The 18717-nt window shown below is 56.3% G+C and carries 9 protein-coding genes; 7 read left to right on the top strand and 2 right to left on the bottom strand.

Annotated elements, in window-relative coordinates:
- Positions 1-227: 227 nt before the first annotated feature.
- Positions 228-1601: an MFS transporter gene (locus CCHOA_RS09125; RefSeq protein ID WP_377739642.1), complete on the bottom strand. Its 1374-nt coding sequence runs from the start codon at positions 1599-1601 to the stop codon at positions 228-230.
- Between the two features lie 475 nt (positions 1602-2076).
- Complete coding sequence (deoD, locus tag CCHOA_RS09120) at positions 2077-2793, bottom strand: purine-nucleoside phosphorylase (protein WP_123929774.1); 717 nt, start codon at positions 2791-2793, stop codon at positions 2077-2079.
- Positions 2794-4144: 1351 nt separating this feature from the next.
- Between deoD and rpsL the strand changes: the two genes are divergently transcribed.
- The 7 genes from rpsL (at position 4145) to CCHOA_RS10820 (ending at position 18654) form a co-directional block, all read left to right on the top strand.
- Positions 4145-4516: a 30S ribosomal protein S12 gene (rpsL, locus tag CCHOA_RS09115; protein WP_123931116.1), complete on the top strand. Its 372-nt coding sequence runs from the start codon at positions 4145-4147 to the stop codon at positions 4514-4516.
- A gap of 3 nt (positions 4517-4519) precedes the next feature.
- Complete coding sequence (gene rpsG, locus CCHOA_RS09110; RefSeq protein WP_123929771.1) at positions 4520-4987, top strand: 30S ribosomal protein S7; 468 nt, start codon at positions 4520-4522, stop codon at positions 4985-4987.
- A 518-nt stretch (positions 4988-5505) separates the two neighbouring features.
- A complete protein-coding gene (gene fusA, locus CCHOA_RS09105) occupies positions 5506-7629 on the top strand; it encodes an elongation factor G (protein ID WP_123929768.1) in 2124 nt (707 codons plus the stop codon).
- Between the two features lie 1119 nt (positions 7630-8748).
- Positions 8749-15255, top strand: a complete 6507-nt coding sequence (locus CCHOA_RS09100) for a Rib/alpha-like domain-containing protein (RefSeq protein WP_123929765.1) — start codon at positions 8749-8751, stop codon at positions 15253-15255.
- 285 nt (positions 15256-15540) lie between these two features.
- Positions 15541-16287, top strand: coding sequence for a cyclase family protein (locus tag CCHOA_RS09095; protein WP_123929762.1), 747 nt, complete (start codon positions 15541-15543; stop codon positions 16285-16287).
- Between the two features lie 477 nt (positions 16288-16764).
- A complete protein-coding gene (locus CCHOA_RS09090; protein ID WP_123929759.1) occupies positions 16765-17625 on the top strand; it encodes a chymotrypsin family serine protease in 861 nt (286 codons plus the stop codon).
- 60 nt (positions 17626-17685) lie between these two features.
- Positions 17686-18654 (top strand): hypothetical protein, encoded by a 969-nt coding sequence (locus tag CCHOA_RS10820; RefSeq protein ID WP_206425788.1) that lies wholly within the window; start codon positions 17686-17688, stop codon positions 18652-18654.
- The last annotated feature ends 63 nt before the right edge of the window (positions 18655-18717 follow it).

Below are 18717 nucleotides of genomic sequence, written 5' to 3'. Positions count from 1 at the left end.
CAGCTACCTCGACATTGTAGTTCCCGGCAGGCTGCGCTGGGTGGGAGTATCCGCCGGGGTTGGTGCTCATATTGTCAGTTCAAGATAGCGTTCTTGCGGTAAGGCGCAGGCTACGAAATGGCAAGAGGCCAGCATCACAGTGATGCTGGCCTGCAAGATAGTCTCCGCGCAACCACGTGTGAAGAGTTCGTGACACTCTTTCCCGATATACCTGTGGCGTTGCAGGGTTAACGACCGGCTACCGCAGTGCGCTTTTCGCCGGCTTTCATTTTTTGATCTGCGACGACATAGGCGCTGGTGCCGGCGATGGCAACCAGTGCGATGATCCACAGAACCGTGGCGAAGTGGCCGCCCTCCGCGGTGGTGGCCAACGAGAGCCCCTGGAAAAATGCAACCTTCATATCCATGAGTTTTGCGGTGTAGGCGATACCCACCGGGATGGCGAGGTTGATAGTGAGGTTATAGAAGCCGATAGCGATACCGGATTTTTCAGCTGGGATATTCCCGATCGCGGTCGAGACAAGTGGTGCGTAGAGCAGGGCAAAGGAGACCGCAAAGAAGACAATCGAGATGATCAGCATCGTCTTTGAGGTCTCGACGAAGAGGGCACCAAGAATCAGCGAAGCGATGATGAGTCCGAGTGCCACCATAATGGTTTGTCGACTGGTGAGATAGTTGCCGATCTTGCCGCTGAGTGCGCCGACGATCGCGGCTGCCGCATAGCCGGGGGCGATGAGCAGTGATGCCTGGTCAAGCTCGAGGCCGTGCAGGGTTGAGACCGCAAATGGGAAAAGGAAAATGTAGGCGAGCTGCACCGAGTAGACAATGAGTACGAGGATCAATGCCCACACGTAGCGGCCATTGGTGAAAAACTCTGGGCGGACGAGCGCTTTCGGATTGCGGCGAATATGGAGGACAAACAGGGCAATGCCGACGACGATCGGCACAAGCCAGACAGGATTCCATGCTTGGGTGTATAAAATCACGCAGGTTGCCACAGCAGCGATGAGAAACAGCCCGATGACATCGAGGCTCGTCTTGGAGACTGCAGTCTCTGGGATGGTCTTATGGATGAAGGGGACCGTGACAACGAGCAAGAGCGGAACTAAAAACATTGCCGTCCAGGACACATAGGTGGCAATGAACCCACTGGTGAGCGCCCCTATCAACAGTGCTGCTTGAAAAGCGGACGTCGAGAAACCGAGGTAGGTCTTTTGATCCTTCTTCGATAAATACTTCGTCACATAGATGACGTAGAGCGTTTCGGCAGCCGCGAGGCCGCAGGTTTGCACGATGCGGCCAGTTAACACCAGTGGCCAGTTGTCGCGAAAGAGAAACCCGAGCAGGGAACCGGCGACGATAAACCCAATACCGACATAGAGCAGTTTTTTAATGCTGATGGCATCCGCGAGCGCGGCATACACCACCGCACCGATGCCGATAACAATGCCGGCAAGGGTAGCTTGCAGGCTCACCGTTGCTGCAGTCAGCCCCAGATCGTCGGCGATTGGCTTCGACATGAACTTAAAACCATTGTCGACAACGAGGCAGAATACGAAGCTCACAAGCAGCACAGGTACGGCTGCCTTGGGGTTGAGCATGTCTGCTGCGGCGCGGCTCGGCGTGGCTGTGCGGCGTGTCGTTGACATGTGTAGACACTTCCTTTGCAGGGAATACGGTGTGCGACGTGCCGTACAGGTGACGGGGTGCTGCTCCTTGCCGGAGGGCAGGTCTGCGGGCAGCAAACACCAATAAGTCGACTCCTGAGGGTGCAAAGGAACACTTCCGGCAGGCGGTCAGGGTCGGGCGCGTCGCAGCTGACGGAGATTGAAAAACTTTTAAAAGATCAGCGTTCATAGGGCTACGGAATTCGGCAGCCCATGTTCCGACAAGCGTTCAGCGGGAGTGGGGTAGGTGTGCACTCAACTGCGGCTCGCCGGAACAGGCATGCTGGTTCCGGGTTAGGCTGAATCGATCAGATACCCATGGTTGTGAACTGCTGGCGGTCACCGTTTTCGGTGGTGGGCGGTGACAGCAGTACGGCTTCGCGGGTATTCGGTAGGGAGCTGGCGGTACTTAGAGGGCTGCCAGCGGCAGGGCCAGCTCCATCATGGTGGTAAACGCGGTTTGGCGCTCTTCCGGGGTGGTTTGCTTGCCGGTGACAATATTGTCGGAAACGGTAAAGACACCAAGGGCGTCAACCCCAGCGGCAGCGGCCACGGCATACAGGCCGGCGGTTTCCATTTCAACGGCCAAAACACCCATCTTCGCCCAGAGGTCATTAGCCTGATCGTTGGCGTTGTAGAACACATCTGAGCTCAGCACGTTGCCAACCGTTGGGGTGACGTTGTGAGCTTTGGCTTGTTCCATAAATGCGGCAAGCAGCTTGTAGGAGCCGGTCGGGGCAAATGTGCCGGGCAGGCCGTACTGGGAGAGGAAGTTTGAGTCAGTCGATGCTGCCTGTGCAACCACCACATCGTAGAGGTCGAGGTCTGCTTGCAGGCTGCCGCAGGAGCCAACCCGGATGAGTTTTTCCACACCGAAGGTGTGGATGAGTTCATAGGCGTAGAGGGAAATGGAAGGAATACCCATGCCTGAGCCCATTACCGAGACCTCGTGACCCTGATAGGTGCCGGTGAATCCGAGGGCGCCACGCACAGCATTGAATTGGACTGCATCTTCCAAGTAGGTCTCGGCGATAAATTTGGCACGCAGTGGATCGCCGGGCAGCAGGATGGTTTTTGCAATCGGGGCGCCTTCCGGCTTGATGTGTGGGGTGGAAGTGGTGCTCATCAGCTCTCCTTCAGCTCTCGGGTGGATTACACCTGTAACTACTTATGACTTCTATCACCGACCGAACAGTGATGTCCGGCGGATCACATTGCCACTTCATCGTGGCGCGAAAGCGAACAATTGTCAATGTGATGTTTTACATATGTTCCCATCGTCTGGTGGTGTCTTGGGTTCGTGGCCGCCATTGGGAAGGGTGAGTGTTGTGTCAAAAGCAACGATTTATTGAGTTTCGTTGGCTTCCATACTTAATCCACTCCAGCAATCGGTAAGCAAGCAACCTCACCCGAAGTTGGCTTGTTACATCTAAAAGCTCTACCTTCCCGTGTCGACAGAACGGCCTTCCAGTGTCGACCAATCAATCCACACAGCATGGCAAGTGCGGAAACTGCGCGGTGCCCTGCAGATTGAAAAATCGCGTCGGCGCACTCGGTGCCGTGTTACCCTAGCTGGCAGTCGCCCGAATTAGTGCTGCCTGCTGGTAAGGGGATGTGGCACGTGATGGCCTGGAATAACGCTCCCGGCAAGCAGCCTGCCCGCCGGTGGCAAGGCTGGGGATGTGGCTGCTTGCTGCGGTGGTTGGCATTGCCGTTTTGAAGGATGTGCACTGACAATCGGCGTCCCGGAGGTGTTGATGGTTGTAGTGTTTTGCGGCATTGCTTCAAGCCGCGGTGAGCCCAACCCGTTGCCGCTTGTTCGCTCGTGCGGAAGGCGTGCGGGTAAGGGGTGCGGGCTGTGATGGGTGGGGCAGGGGTAGCACAGGCTGTGGGTGTCGAGAAGTACATGCTTGCTGCGTGGCGGGGCAATCGTGTAATCTTTGACGTTGGCTTATGGGCACCGCAATTTGTGGGTCGATGAGCTGGAAGGTGTTTTCTATAAACCGTTACCGGTTTTGTAGCTGGAAACACTTCCATAGACCAAGGTTGCGCACTACTTACTGGGTGTCCACCCAGTTCCGGGTGCGCATGAGATCCGCAGTGTGGCACATAGCGCAAGCTTCTTTGAGAGCTGGTGCAGGTGGCGCGCACCGTGGACATTTATTTTCTTCGAGACTTTCGGCAGTTCATAGACACGGAATCCGTGGTGGACGCGGCAGATAAAGTTTCCCGCTGGAGGCTTGCCCCAGCGGGATCATTGTTGCTCGCAGTCCTTTGCTAGAGCTCCGCCCGTTCTACCTGCACTGCAGGGTGAGCGTCACCGCGACGAGCATCGTCTGCTGGTGTGGCTGGAACGGAAAGCTCGTACCAGGTTTCAACGACAGCATCCGCTTAGCGCGAGGTATGCCAGGGCAGCAAAGCTGCCCCGCGCTACCTGGCTGAAAAGAGTGGGCTGTCCAAACATGAAAGATGGTTTAATGCCAACAATTCAGCAGCTGGTCCGCAAGGGCCGCCATGACAAGACCGCGAAGGTGAAAACCGCCGCGCTGAAGGGTTCCCCGCAGCGTCGTGGTGTGTGCACCCGTGTGTACACCACCAGCCCGAAGAAGCCGAACTCGGCGCTTCGTAAGGTTGCCCGTGTGCGCCTGACCTCCGGTATCGAGGTTTCGGCCTATATCCCAGGTGAAGGCCACAACCTGCAGGAGCACTCCATGGTGCTGGTGCGTGGTGGTCGTGTGAAGGACCTTCCGGGTGTTCGCTACAAGATCATCCGTGGTTCCCTCGACACCCAGGGTGTCAAGGACCGCAAGCAGGCACGTTCCCGTTACGGCGCAAAGAAGGAGAAGTAACCAATGCGTAAGAGCAGAGCTCCCCAGCGCCCGATCGTTAAAGATCCGGTGTACGGTTCCGAAATTGTTTCGCAGCTGGTAAACAAGGTTCTCCTGGACGGCAAGAAGTCCACCGCTGAGCGGATCGTCTACCAGGCACTCGAGATCTGCAAGGAAAAGACCGGTACCGATCCGGTTGGCACCTTGGAGAAGGCTCTCGGCAATGTTAAGCCAGAACTCGAAGTTCGCTCCCGCCGTGTCGGTGGCGCCACCTACCAGGTGCCGGTGCAGGTTCGCCCGGGTCGCGCAAACACCTTGGCACTGCGCTGGCTGGTCACCTTCACCCGGCAGCGTCGGGAAAAGACCATGGTTGAGCGTCTCGCCAACGAGATCCTGGATGCGTCGAACGGTCTTGGTGCTTCCGTGAAGCGTCGCGAAGACACCCACAAGATGGCAGAAGCCAACCGCGCATTCGCGCACTACCGCTGGTAGTAGCGCCGACGCGTATGGACATTCCCCTCGGTGGCAGCCGACACAGCAGGCTGAGAGAACACCCAGATAACTGGTGCGGAACCCGCACTGTTAGCCGGTGTGTTCCGGCACAGGGCTGCAACCAGGGGAGCCGAAGTACCACACTTTTCGCTCAAAGGGGGCTTCGTCACGTGGTGGCATATCAGCCGCGGGAAACGGTAGGCTGTGAACGGGTAGAAAACCGTCCACACCCAGCGTCGTTTCACCGCGCATGCCCGCGGCGACGAACGCCCCTTTTAGTCCATATGCACGAAGGTCTATCACACGCGGGGCGCGCAGTAGCGACCACTGCAGTGTGAGCGCCACAGCCTTCCACCCCCACAATGTTTCGCACCCAGCTTCGACTGCATCACCAAGCGGAGATCCTGCGGAGCAGCTGTTGACAGTGCGGGGAACAAGACGTGGCAAACACAACAATCGTTAAACCTTACAAATAGCGCCCCGGCGCTGTTTGACTACCAACATGTTTGGGGTACACCGTGGCACAAGAAGTGCTTACAGACCTGAATAAGGTCCGCAATATCGGCATCATGGCGCACATCGATGCCGGCAAGACCACCGCAACCGAACGTATCTTGTTCTACACCGGTATCAACCGGAAAGTGGGCGAAACCCACGACGGCCAGTCGACCACCGACTGGATGGAGCAGGAAAAAGAACGCGGTATCACCATTACCTCCGCTGCCGTGACCTGTTTCTGGAACGGCAACCAGATCAACATCATCGACACCCCAGGTCACGTCGACTTCACCGTTGAGGTGGAGCGCTCCCTGCGTGTGCTCGACGGTGCTGTCGCCGTCTTCGACGGTAAAGAAGGTGTGGAGCCGCAGTCCGAGCAGGTGTGGCGTCAGGCCACCAAGTATGACGTGCCACGTATCTGCTTCGTCAACAAGATGGACAAGCTGGGTGCAGACTTCTACTACACCGTTGGCACCATCATCGACCGCCTCGGCGCCAAGCCGTTGGTACTGCAGCTGCCAATCGGCGCTGAAGACGACTTCGACGGCGTTGTTGACCTGATCAACATGCAGGCCATCACCTGGCGCGGCAAGGTTGACGTCGGTGCAGAACCAACCTACGAAGAAATCCCTGCAGATCTCGCTGACAAGGCTGCAGAATATCGCGAAAAGCTGCTGGAAACTGTCGCAGAGTCTGATGAAGAACTCATGGACAAGTACTTCGGTGGCGAAGAACTCACCGTCGAAGAGATCAAGACCGCCATCCGCAAGATGACCGTCGCCTCTGAGGTCTACCCGGTACTGTGTGGCTCCGCCTACAAGAACAAGGGCATCCAGCCGCTGCTCGACGCGGTCATCGACTACCTGCCGACCCCAATGGACGTCGGCGAGGTGCACGGTCACGCTGTCGGCAACGAGAGCGAAGACATGACTCGTAAGCCTTCGTCTGACGAGCCATTCTCCGCGCTGGCCTTCAAGATTGCCGCCCACCCATTCTTCGGCAAGCTCACCTTCGTGCGCGTCTACTCCGGTGTGGTTACCCCTGGTGCCCAGGTGCAAAACTCCACCAAGGACAAGAAAGAACGCATCGGTAAGCTCTTCCAGATGCACGCGAACAAGGAGAACCCGGTCGACGAAGCACGCGCCGGTCACATCTACGCGTTCATCGGTCTGAAGGACACCACCACCGGTGACACCCTCTGCGACATCCAGAAGCCAATCATCCTCGAATCGATGGACTTCCCGGATCCGGTGATCCAGGTTGCGATCGAGCCGAAGTCGAAGGCTGACCAGGAGAAGCTGTCCCTGGCTATCCAGAAGCTCGCTGAAGAAGACCCAACCTTCACCGTGAAGCTGGACGAAGAAACCGGCCAGACCGTGATCGGCGGTATGGGCGAGCTGCACCTCGACGTGCTCGTCGACCGTATGAAGCGGGAATTCAAGGTCGAAGCAAACGTTGGTGCACCGCAGGTGGCTTACCGCGAGACCATCCGCAAGCCGGTCGAAAAGCTCGAATACACCCACAAGAAGCAGACCGGTGGTTCGGGTCAGTTCGCAAAGGTCATCATCGCCATCGAGCCATACGAGCCCGATCTCGAGACCCTTGAGGAAGGCGAGTCGGCAATCTACAAGTTCGAGAACGCCGTTACCGGTGGTCGCGTGCCGAAGGAATACATTCCTTCCGTCGACGCTGGTATCCAGGACGCAATGCAGTACGGCTACCTCGCTGGCTTCCCGCTGGTGAACATCAAGGCCACCCTGCTCGACGGCCAGTACCACGAAGTGGACTCCTCGGAAATGGCCTTCAAGATCGCCGGTACCCAGGCGCTCAAGGAAGCTGTTGCCAAGGCAAAGCCAGTCCTGCTCGAGCCAGTGATGCTCGTTGAGGTCATCACCCCTGAAGAGTACATGGGTGAAGTGATCGGCGACATCAACGCTCGCCGTGGCCAGGTTCACTCCATGGAAGACCGCGCTGGTGCCAAGCTGGTCAAGGCGAAGGTGCCGCTGTCCTCGATGTTCGGCTATGTTGGTGACCTGCGTTCCAAGACCCAGGGTCGCGCCAACTACTCGATGTTCTTCGACTCCTACGCTGAGGTGCCTTCCTCCGTGTCTGCGGAGATCATCGCAGAACGCACCGGCAAGTAGTTGTAACTCGCAGTCGAATAACAGCGTGTGTGCACCGGCACCAGCTGGTGCACACCGGAAACTGGTAACGGCGCGAGGATAACCTCCGACCGGGTGCGCTACCCGGCGAAGTGGATCAAACAACTCAATAGCAGGCCGCAGCGCCCATTTGCTTGTTCTTTTGCAAGCCAATGGGCGCTGCGGCTTTCTTGTCTCCACAGTGCATTCTCATCTTGCCTGCCCATCGGTGGCAAGAGTCGCAACAGTGATACCAGGTGATGTGTATGGGTGCCGCAGCCGGCCAGCACCTTTAACGCAATCGAGATAGTAGCAACGACGGCCAGACACCTTCACTTCCAATTCGTTTGGGGTACGAAGCCGAGGGGGCACGGGTCTGCCCTTCATCTTCCTGCGGAAGAGGTTGTTCTAGCTCTGGTAGCACTCTATTCGCGTCCTTGTGACCCCGGTGGTTGGTGACGCCGTTGGCTAGTACCGCACTAACCGGGGTCGCAGTCGCAGGCATCACGGCCGACTTGAACCGGCAGCAATCCTCATTTCACCCCAAGATGGGTCAAACAAACAGCCACGCTGCCTTGTCGTCCCGTGGTCGACGCGGGAGCATGGTTTGGCGCTTGCTGACTGCTTGCTGTGAGGTTGCTTGCCACGGCTATTCCAGTCATGTTGCCATGGTGTCCACTTCCGGTAGTGGTTCCGGATTGTCGGCTAGTTTGCTGAGATCGTATGCGCTTGTGCGAGCTCGCGACCCGTTTCCTTATGCTTGAGTAAGGATTTCCTGAACTTTTTCCACCCCCGCCTGCTGCCGGGCTCTCGACTTTGATGAACATCACAACTCCTCGGTGTCACCTGCGTGGATGGAGGGCGCAACGTTCTTTTGGGGGCAAAATATGTTTGATCAGGATATTACTTAAGGGGATTCGGCTAGGAATGTGAGCGGATATAGAAACCATTTTGTCTTAGCCTATAGATAGCTGCTGTGCTGGTCACGGCTGCGTGAGTATTCGAGATGCTTTGGAAACTTAGCTCGCCGAGACACTGGCCAGTGCGGCGACCTTCCCAACCCAAGTTGGATGCAAGGTGCGGGAAGGTGACGTTCCCATGTGAAAGGTTCTCTGAATCGCTATGAAGCACGCACCACGACAAGCCCGAGTCGGTCTGACGGCGCACAGTATGCGACGGGTACGCCTCGCTGCAGCTACCTCTTCGGTGGCGCTGGCGTTCTCTGTTGTCGCCCCTGTTGCGCCAGGGCCGCTATCGCTGAACCCCTTCGGTACAGCTGTTGCCGCCGCCGAGGACAATGCCTTCCCGACGGACAATCCCAACGCCAGCTATTGGCCACTGCCGCCCAACACGGAAATCTCTACAAACAGGAGCCTGATGGCCTCCGGTATCTCCTATGACCGCAAGTTAAGCGATAACAGCTTCAACATGCTGGTGAACTACCGTGCCGCGTTCTCTCCGTTTGGTACCTTCCAAAAAGGCGTGAAATGGATCTATTTACGGTTCGATCCGCGCATTGCTCCCTACATCGACACCATCACGATGAAAGAGCAAAACGAGGCGAACGCTGGTACTGGTGTTGTCATCGCCTATGAGCGGCTTGGTGAGAAAATCACCCCTGAGACTCCAGCGAATATTAACTGGGAAAGCGGTGAGCCGGAGGGAGATGTCAAAGACCCCTACGCCAACGAAGATAACGTGTGGCGTTTCGTCAACGACGCCCACAATGACTACGCCACCTTCGATGCGCAACCTGATCAGCGCTGGCGCCTCGGCGGGAACTGGGGCGTGTTCCCCTTCGCGCCAGGTGAGCAGGCAAAGTACACCGCGGACGTGGTCGTTACCTTAAAGAAGCCGATCGACGAAGTTATCGCCGAGACCGGCGATAACGCCTTCTGGGCGCAGGCCCGGTGGCAGGGCAACTCGTCGTTTGAGGTTGCAAGCGTTGTTGACCCGAACTCGATCAACCGCTCCACCACCATCGATTTGGATGATGCGAACAGCAATTATGCCTACAACGACTGGCTGGTTGCTCCGTCGTTTAACACGCTCAACTTCGACTACATGGGCTACACCATGTATCCAGATGGCAAGCAACGAAAGCAGCAAACGCCGCAAACCACGCAGCTGCGCATCGCACAGATTCGCTCACACGGTACCTTCAGCTTGAACACAATGGGGTTCGGTAGCCGGTTGAAGCCGCTCGACTTCCACGTCAAGCTCGACGAAAACACCATTAACGCGCTCACCGGTCCGGTGATTGTCTGGCAGACGACAGTGCCATACGGCGGTTCCGTGAACAATGATCAGACCACGTTGGCGGAGCCAATTATCCTCGACCCAGAGCTGTTCAAGGAAAATAACGGTGAAGTGGTCATCACCATCCGCCAGGAAAAAGAAGGACAGCCTGGCGTTTACTACTATCCGCCGAAGAATATTTTCGACAAGGCGAACACGCGCGTGTTCGAGGCGAACTCGCTCAACGCCTTTGGTGACGCAACTGTTATTGATGCCCCGCTGAGTATGGAGAAGCTCGGGCAGATTGCCTGTGGCGGTCCTGAGATGGTCAACGGTGGTGCCTACACGTGGATCACCGGCATCGATCGAGACGGCACGGAAAAGACCCTCCGCTTTGGTGAGTCGAATGCGTTCTATGCAGTGCCTTCCTCTCCGCCGCCGACGATTACCTCGGTTGACGCCGACGGTAATCCTGCGTCGATTCAATACACCGATACTGCTCTCAGCGGCACCTCGGCGCCAAGTGCAAAGATCACCATCGTCGCAAACCCGAAGCCGGACGCCGTCCCAGAGGATGGTTCCGATGCGGCGGTTGACACTATTGTCATCGGCACCGGTGAAGCGGATGAAAACGGTAAGTTCACTGTCAACTTCGACGACACGCTCTCGAAGCTCGGCATCACCCCGGACAAGTATGTGCTGGCTGTGGTGGCACAAAATGATTTCGGTTTGCCGTCGTGCGAAGTTGCCATCGCTATCAGTGGTATGGTGCAGGCGTATATCCCGGCCTACACTGGCAAAATTGCTGACACGATGGACGCTAATGCGGCCGTCAAACCTGGTGGGCAAGCCGCTGCAACCCCACAGGTTGTCGACGCCAATGGCGAACCTGCACCCGCGGACGACATCACCGGCTACACCTTAGGGGAGCTGCCTGACGGGGTGACCGCCGATGCGGATGCGGCCGCGAAAAATCCGCAGCTAGCACTGGTTACGCTCGATGAGACCACCGGGGAAGTGACCTTCCAACCAGGTGCGGACTTCCCCGCTGGCGATGTCACGATCCCAGTAACCATCACCTATGCCGACGGCTCGTCTGAACCAGTAGCGGGACGCAAGCCTGCAAGCCCTGCTGGTGCGACCTTCCATGTCTCCCAATATGGCACCATCGACACGCAGGTGAAGATCACCAAGCCGGATGGATCCGCGCTGGATGACACCGTTACCCCTGATACAAAGGTGACCTACGAGGCAACCTCGACGGTAAGTAACGGCGATACGGCCGCTGGTGCGACGGTGACCATCAAACCCGATCCGGATGCGCCTTTCGATAAGGATGCAGTCCCGCAGCTCACCAAGGACGGGCAGCCGCTCACCGTCGATGAGGACTACTCTGTTGTTACCAACGATGACGGCTCGATCACTATCACGTTCAAAGAACCGCTGACCGACGGCACGGTGATCACCACGAAGATTCCAGCCACGGTTGTGGGGGATGCCGCAGACGGTGATAAAGAAGTTGGTGGGGATGGCTACACCGATAGTGGCACTTCTGACGTCGATGGGCCTGATGGCAAGACCGATCCGGTCGATAACGGCACCGATCCGAGCACCGAGGGTGCAAAAGTCGATACCCAACCGCCAACGATTGATTCGCAACCTGGGATCGAGTTAACCGGTGATCGCGATGTACCCGCCGATACCGTGATTGCCACGGTGAGTGACGACACGACTGATCCGAAGGATCTCACAGTCGAAGTCACCGGCCTGCCCAAGGGGGTCGATTTCACTGTCGACGAGGAAACCGGCGAGATCAAACTCGCCGGCAAGCCAGCTGATGTGGAGGAATCCACCGACTATACGGTCACGATCAAGGTGACGGATAAGGCTGGAAACACTACTGAAAAAACGGTCAAAGTCACTGTAAACCCGAAGTCTTCGGATACTCGGGATTATGAACCCCCGACCATCACGGACGTCACCGATGTCTCAGTCACCGCAGGGAGCTCCATCGGCGACGATGCTGTCATTGCCACAGTAGGCGACGATGTCACCGCCAACGACAAGTTACAGGTCACTGTGCAAGGGTTACCCGATGGTGTGGGCTTTAAGGTTCATCCAGAAACCGGTGCAGTATCCCTCTACGGAACACCAACCGGATTAAAGGAGACCACGGACTACAAAGTAACGATTACGGTTACTGACGAAGCTGGTAACAGCAACGAGGCAACTGCAACAGTTACGGTGAACGTCACAAAGCAGCTCAATGACAGCAACGAACCGACGGCTCAAAAAATCGAGGTTCCTGTTGGTGGCACCCCGGAGGCAAAAGATGGCATAGCCAACTTTACTGAGCTTCCCGAAGGTACGACGGCGCAATTCGCCAAGCCGGTAGACACCTCGGAGGCTGGTGAATTCAGCGCCGAAGTCATCGTGACATACCCGGATGGCTCGAAGGATCACATTGTCGTCCCGGTGTCGGTTGTCGCAGACAAAATTGCTCCGACAATTTCTGAGACCAACAATGTCACGCTAGCCGGCGGCCAGCCGGTTCCTGAAGGAACGGTAATCGGCAAGGTCAGTGACGATGTCACAAGCATCGCTGATCTTGACGTCACCATTGAAGGTCTGCCCAGTGAGGTAACGGCGACGGTTGATCCGCAAACCGGTGAGATTAAACTCACCGGCAAGTCAGCTGATGTGGAGGAATCCACCGACTATACGGTCACGATCACGGTGACGGACAAGGCTGGCAACACCACGACCAGTGACGTTACCGTCACCGTTACCCCTGTCACGGATGCTGACAAGTATGCGCCTACTGGAAAAACCATCGCCACTGAGCTCGGGGGAAGCCCTGATGCCGCGAGCGGTATCGGCAACAGTGACGAGCTGCCCGACGGTACATCCTTCGATTTCGCAACACCGGTTGATACTGATTCCCCGGGAACCAAGGATGCGATCATTGTGGTGACCTACCCTGACGGCACCGAGGACGAGGTTCCGGTGAAGGTCGTAGTCATCGACCCGGCAGCGGATCTTGATGATGATGGCATACCGAATGCCAAAGATCCTGACATCGACGGTGACGGGGTAAACAATGCCGATGAGATCGCAGCAGACCTCGACCCGACAAATCCGGATACCGATGGCGATGGCCAGACTGACGGTGAAGAAGACACTGATCACGATGGTAAAACCAATACCGAAGAGTCCGAGGTGCCACAGAATCCGGACGGTTCTGATATAGAAGTCACTGATGAAAACAATGACGGTATGGGGGATGTTGATGTCACCGATACTGATCCGGAAGATGGCGTGCCAGATATCATCGACAACTTAGGTCCCGATGGTGATATTGATGGTGACGGGATTCCGAACTCGCAGGATCCCGACATTGATGGCGACGGGGTGAACAACTCCGATGAGAAAGAAGCGGGTCTTGACCCGTTTAACCCGGACACCGATGGTGACGGCACCCGTGATGGTGATGAAGACGCCGACGGTGACGGTAAGAAGAACTCTGATGAGTCGTTCGTGCCGGAGGATCCGGAAACTGGTAAGGATCTGCCGGTAACGAACACCGATGGTGACGGTATTGCTGATCCTGGCGTCACTGATCGTGACAACGATGGCAAGCCGGATATCACTGATCCGAACGACACGGTCGATACCACCGGTGACGGTGATATTGATGGTGACGGGATTCCGAACTCGCAGGATCCGGATATTGATGGTGACGGGGTGAATAACTCCGATGAGCAGGCTGCGGGTCTTGATCCGTATGATCCGACCACGAATGATCGGGAAACTGGTCAGCCTTCTGATGATGGTAAGAAAGACGCTGACGGTGACGACAAGTCCAATGCCGAGGAGTCGTTCGTGCCGAAGGGCGAGGATGGTGAGGATCTGCCGGTAACGGACACTGATGGTGACGGGATGGCTGATCCAGGTGTCACTGATCGTGACAACGATGGCAATCCGGATATCACTGATCTGAACGACACGGTTGATACCACCGGTGACGGTGATATTGATGGTGACGGGATTCCGAACTCGCAGGATCCCGACATTGATGGTGACGGGGTGAATAACTCCGATGAGCAGGCTGCGGGTCTTGATCCTTATGATCCGACCACGAATGATCGGGAAACTGGTCAGCCTTCTGATGATGGCAAGAAAGACACCGACGGTGACGGAATTGACAACGCTACCGAGTCCGAGGTCAAGCAGGACGATACTGGCAAGGACATTCCTGTTACCGATACCGATGGTGATGGCATGGGTGATCCAGGGATCACCGATAAGGATGGCAATGGTGTCTCTGATGTGGTGCAAGCTCAGGTCCACTACGGTCTGATCGCGGTAGCCCGTCCAGCTACGGGGGCGAACACCTCAGCAAAGAACGTGCTGGTTGTCGAGAAGAAGTCAGTTACTCGGGCACTGCCTGAAACGGTGTCTAATGTGGTCATCGATCCGTCGTGGACCGCGCCACAAGGGGTTACTGCCACGGTGGACGCTGATGGCGACGTGGTGTTGACTGTGACCAACGATGCTGATCTTTACGATGAGGCCGCACCGCTGCAGGTACCGGTGATCGTCACCTTCACGTATGGTCGTGTTTCGAATGTCACGGCAGACTTCATCATCTACGATGCGGCAGCTGTTGCACCGGAGGGTGATCTTGATGGTGACGGTATTCCGAATGCGCAGGATCCGGATATTGATGGCGATGGGGTGAATAACTCCGATGAGATCGCAGCTGGTTTAGATCCGTTCGATAAGGACACCGGTAACACCGGGAAGACCGATGGTGACAAGGATAATGACGAAGATGGCCTGAACAACGATTCGGAATCGTATGTTCCTGCCGGATCTGTTGAAGATATAGACGGTGACGGGATCGCTGATCCAGGGATCACCGATCAAAACGGCAACGGTATCGCAGATCTCGTTGATAAGGATTCGGTGAAGGCGATTGCTGACGGGGAACCGGAAGAAGATGGTGGCCTTTCCTCCAAGATCAAGGGATCGCTGGGTTCTGCTGGTGGTTCGTCCGCCGGTTCGATTCTGCCGGTCGTGCTCGGATTGGGTGCCCTGGCTGGGATCATTGGCCTGATTGCCAACAATCCTGATTTGGTGGCCATGGTCAATGGCCAGTTCTTGCCTGGTGCACCAGCACCCGCGGTGGAACCTGCTCCGGCTCCTGCACCTGCTGATCAGGTACCAGGTCCGTCTAAGGGGCTTGTCAAGCAGCCTGCTCGTGACGGTGCGTCGAATGCTGTGCTCGCGGTCACTGGTGCCAACGTCACAGGTGTTGGTGTGGCCGGTCTGCTGGCGATGGTGCTGGGTGGTCTGTTGGTCTTCGCCCGGAAGCGCCGCAACAGCTAACCCTTGGTGATGTGGTGCGTTTTTCAACGCGCCTCATCACGAGCTCTACACCCACAATTCCATAAGCCTTTCACGGCAGAGGCCGCACCTGGTGTTTACCACCTGGTGCGGCTTGCTGTTGTTCACCAGGTGACCACAATCGGGTATGCCGATGGGGATTTTCAGCGTAATAAAGATCAGCGGCAGGAAACCCTCCCTCCAACAGTCAGCAGAAAATACAAGTGCACTAAGCGGTTCAATAGTTAGAGTTGATACTGTACAGGACGATAGACTAAGCTGTCTATTATGTCGCAACAATCACTGTGGCCGCTGCTAGCGGAAATTCGTAATAACCGACGCGTCGACTTAACGCACACCTTCCATGCCGGACAACCCAAGTTCCACATGCTGCCCGATGAGCAGCGAACCACCCTGTTTACTGTCGAGGAACACGGATTTACCGTCGACCAATACACCGTGGTTGGGCAATGGGGTACCCACGTTGATCCGCCAGTGCATTTTGTTGCCGGTGCTCGCACACTGGACGAGATTCCAGTCGATGAGATGGTGTTGCCGCTGGTGGTCTTAGATTTTCATAAGCAGGCAGCCGCAGACCCTGATTTCACCCCGAGCATTGCTGACCTTGAGGCGTGGGAAGAGCAGCACGGCACGATTCCTGAACAGTCCTTTGTTGCGCTGCGCACCGACTGGTCAAAGCGCTGGCCGGATGAACAGGCAGTCTTTAACCCCGATGCGGATGGGGTCTTTCACTATCCGGCGTGGAATGTTGAGGTAGTAACCTGGCTCGTTGAACAGCGAGGTATTGCCGCAATCGGCCACGAGACTACGGACACTGATTTGGGGAAGGTGGTCGCTGGCGGATCACTTCCCACCGAGCTGTATCTGCTGCAGCAGGATAAGTGGCAAATCGAATTGCTCACCAACCTCGACCAAGTTCCAGCTACTGGTGCGATAATTGTCGCCACGTGGCCGAAGCCGGCGCGCGGTACCGGATTCCCGGCACGAGCGTTCGCTATCTTGCCCGCTCAATAGACACAGCAGCCAAACACACCCGCCGAAAACGCTAAAAAAGTGCAAAGTGCGCAAGCGGATAAGCCCCATGCAACCTCGTTGCGTGGGGCCTTTGCTGTGTCACGTCCTAAGGGTTAGTTGACCCGCGGGGGATGACATTGCTAAGGATTGCAGTACTGAAGAAACTCTAAGTGCAGTATAGACATGAACTAAATCACACCTGTGTCATTACTGGTCACCTGCAGGGGGTGTAGACCGTCGAACATAGTGCAGGATTGGCTCGTTTTGGCCTGCGGGACGAAGAAGTTCTCCCAGGTCGTGCCGCAATCCGCCATGAGGGAAGCATGGCGGCTGTGCCAGCTCAATCCGTCAACACCCATCCCGCCAACACTCGAAGTGCCCGGTATTCCACGTGCACGCAGAAGCTGTGGCTGTTGCACCTGTTGCGGGGTGGTTTTGCTCAACATGTTCTACACCGAAGATTTGGGAAGAGTATTCATGCGTCAATATCGCGTTGTTAGCAGGGTGGCTGGACTGATCCTTGCCACAGCCACCGCCGTCACAACAGTAGCCCACCCGACTGCAAGCGCCCAAGAAGCCGCCGACTATGAGGCTGCTGGGCAGGCACTTGTCTCCTTATCGTCCATGTCAGCCGGTAGTGACTACCAACCCGGTGATCCGTACAGTCCACCAGCGGATGGTGGCCAGACACCACCGAAGAAAGAAAAACGATTCCGGTATCACAACAGTTCCGACTGGCGGTTCCTCGAGCGTGGTGATTTTGTCACGCCAGGATCCAAGCTGCACACCGATACAGGAAGTTGTTCCGCAGGCTTCTTTGTCACGGCGAACGGTCGTGCCTACATGATCTGGGCTGGGCATTGTGCAGATGTCGGTGAACAAGTCTATTGGCGCAATCCGGAGGGCACAGAGGTCCTGCTCGGGGAGACGGTCTGGAGCAAAAACGACGACACGGATGATCTGGCACTCGTCGATATCACTCATACCCGTGCACCAATCCGTCCGAATATCCAGCTTGTCGACGATAGATTCGGCGGTGTGGTGAATCTGCGTCAAGAGGGTCTTCATACGGATGACCTCTTAATTTGCCGACTCGGCTATCGCACTGGCATTTCCTGTGGCGACTTTGACGGGGTGTACCAAAATAGCAGGAAGTTTACTTCGTATGCCCCGGCTGATCATGGCGACTCCGGCGGTCCGGTGTTCATTTTGAAAGGAACTACGTGGTATCCCGTCGGTGTGGTTTCCGGTGGTTGGGATTCGGAACCTGATATTGGTTCTGCCGCGGAAATAGCCCAGTTGGTGAAAGCTTGGAATCTCGTCTTCTATACGGGGTAGTTGTCTGCCAACCGCGTAGCCACACACGTTCCGTTTTCGTACTTGATTGAAGGAAGAATATTGTTTACTCAGGATCTAGATTCCCGCGCCCCTCGCTGGGTTCGGCTTGTCACGGCGACTGTCAGTGCGGTGACGTTAAGTCTTTCAGCTGCAAGTCCAGCAGTTGCTTTTTCTTCAATGTCTGCTGATACCGGTGGATATGTGGCAGGTGATCCGGTCAAGGTACGGCCACAACCACAGCCGCAACCGCAGCCCGAGCCCCAACCGCAACCTAAACCCGAGCCACAGCCGAAACCTCAGCCACAGCCGAAGCCCAAGCCGAAGCCTCAACCCCAACCACAGCCGCAACCGGAGCCAGAACCACAGCCGAAGCCCAAGCCGAAACCTCAGCCACATCCACAGCCAGAGCCCCGTCCGACTCGCGTCGAAGATCGAGACCAGACTCGTACTGACCAGTTGCGCCCTGGGGTAGCGCTTTACGGGCTTTCCGGTGGTTGCACAGCAGGTATTTTCACTTATCTCAAAGATGATCCGCAGCGGGAATTCGTGGTAATCCCAGAACTGTGCGGCAAAATTGGGGATGAACTTTCCATTCAACTCTACGATGGGACTTTCGTTCCCGTTGGACGTGTGGTTGATGGCTTTGGGGAAAGCTACCATCGCCTAAATCTGCTCGAAATTAGCAATACCCGGGTTCAGATTAGTTCAGACTTAGGGATTGAACCGGAAGTGAAAAGGTCCATTTCGATCCGCAGTGTCTATCAAGGTGGGCTTTACACTTGCTATTTCGGTGCGGAAGCTTTGTCATGTGGGATTCCCAATTGGGCCGATCTTGACACGGAGTATTTCGAATTTGCCGCCGCCCGAGCTAAAGAGAACTACGGGGCGCCCGTGATTAGTCTGCACAGCGACGGGACTTGGCGTTCTGTTGGTGTCGTTACTTATTGGAATGTTGAGAAGCAAATTGCGGGCGTGCAGTCCATTGAACCGTTACTGAATCACTTTGGGCTGGATTGGTATGCAATGTAGCCCGTGCAAGCGAAGCGAATATCTTCCGTGGACGTTCGGCTGAATCAGCAACGAGCGACCATA

Source organism: Corynebacterium choanae (genome assembly GCF_003813965.1).
Taxonomy (GTDB): Bacteria; Actinomycetota; Actinomycetes; order Mycobacteriales; family Mycobacteriaceae; genus Corynebacterium; species Corynebacterium choanae.
The sequence above is the reverse complement of the archived record's forward strand: the minus strand, read 5'-3'. Positions and strand labels throughout refer to the sequence as shown.

What these genes read in the sequence shown, in the direction of transcription:
- CCHOA_RS09095 (WP_123929762.1), top strand. Translation starts at nt 15,541, where the DNA reads ATGTCGCAACAATCACTGTGGCCGCTGCTAGCGGAAATTCGTAATAAC.
- rpsL (WP_123931116.1), top strand. Translation starts at nt 4,145, where the DNA reads ATGCCAACAATTCAGCAGCTGGTCCGCAAGGGCCGCCATGACAAGACC.
- CCHOA_RS09100 (WP_123929765.1), top strand. Translation starts at nt 8,749, where the DNA reads ATGAAGCACGCACCACGACAAGCCCGAGTCGGTCTGACGGCGCACAGT.
- CCHOA_RS09125 (WP_377739642.1), bottom strand. Translation starts at nt 1,601, where the DNA reads ATGCTCAACCCCAAGGCAGCCGTACCTGTGCTGCTTGTGAGCTTCGTA.
- rpsG (WP_123929771.1), top strand. Translation starts at nt 4,520, where the DNA reads ATGCGTAAGAGCAGAGCTCCCCAGCGCCCGATCGTTAAAGATCCGGTG.
- deoD (WP_123929774.1), bottom strand. Translation starts at nt 2,793, where the DNA reads ATGAGCACCACTTCCACCCCACACATCAAGCCGGAAGGCGCCCCGATT.
- CCHOA_RS09090 (WP_123929759.1), top strand. Translation starts at nt 16,765, where the DNA reads ATGCGTCAATATCGCGTTGTTAGCAGGGTGGCTGGACTGATCCTTGCC.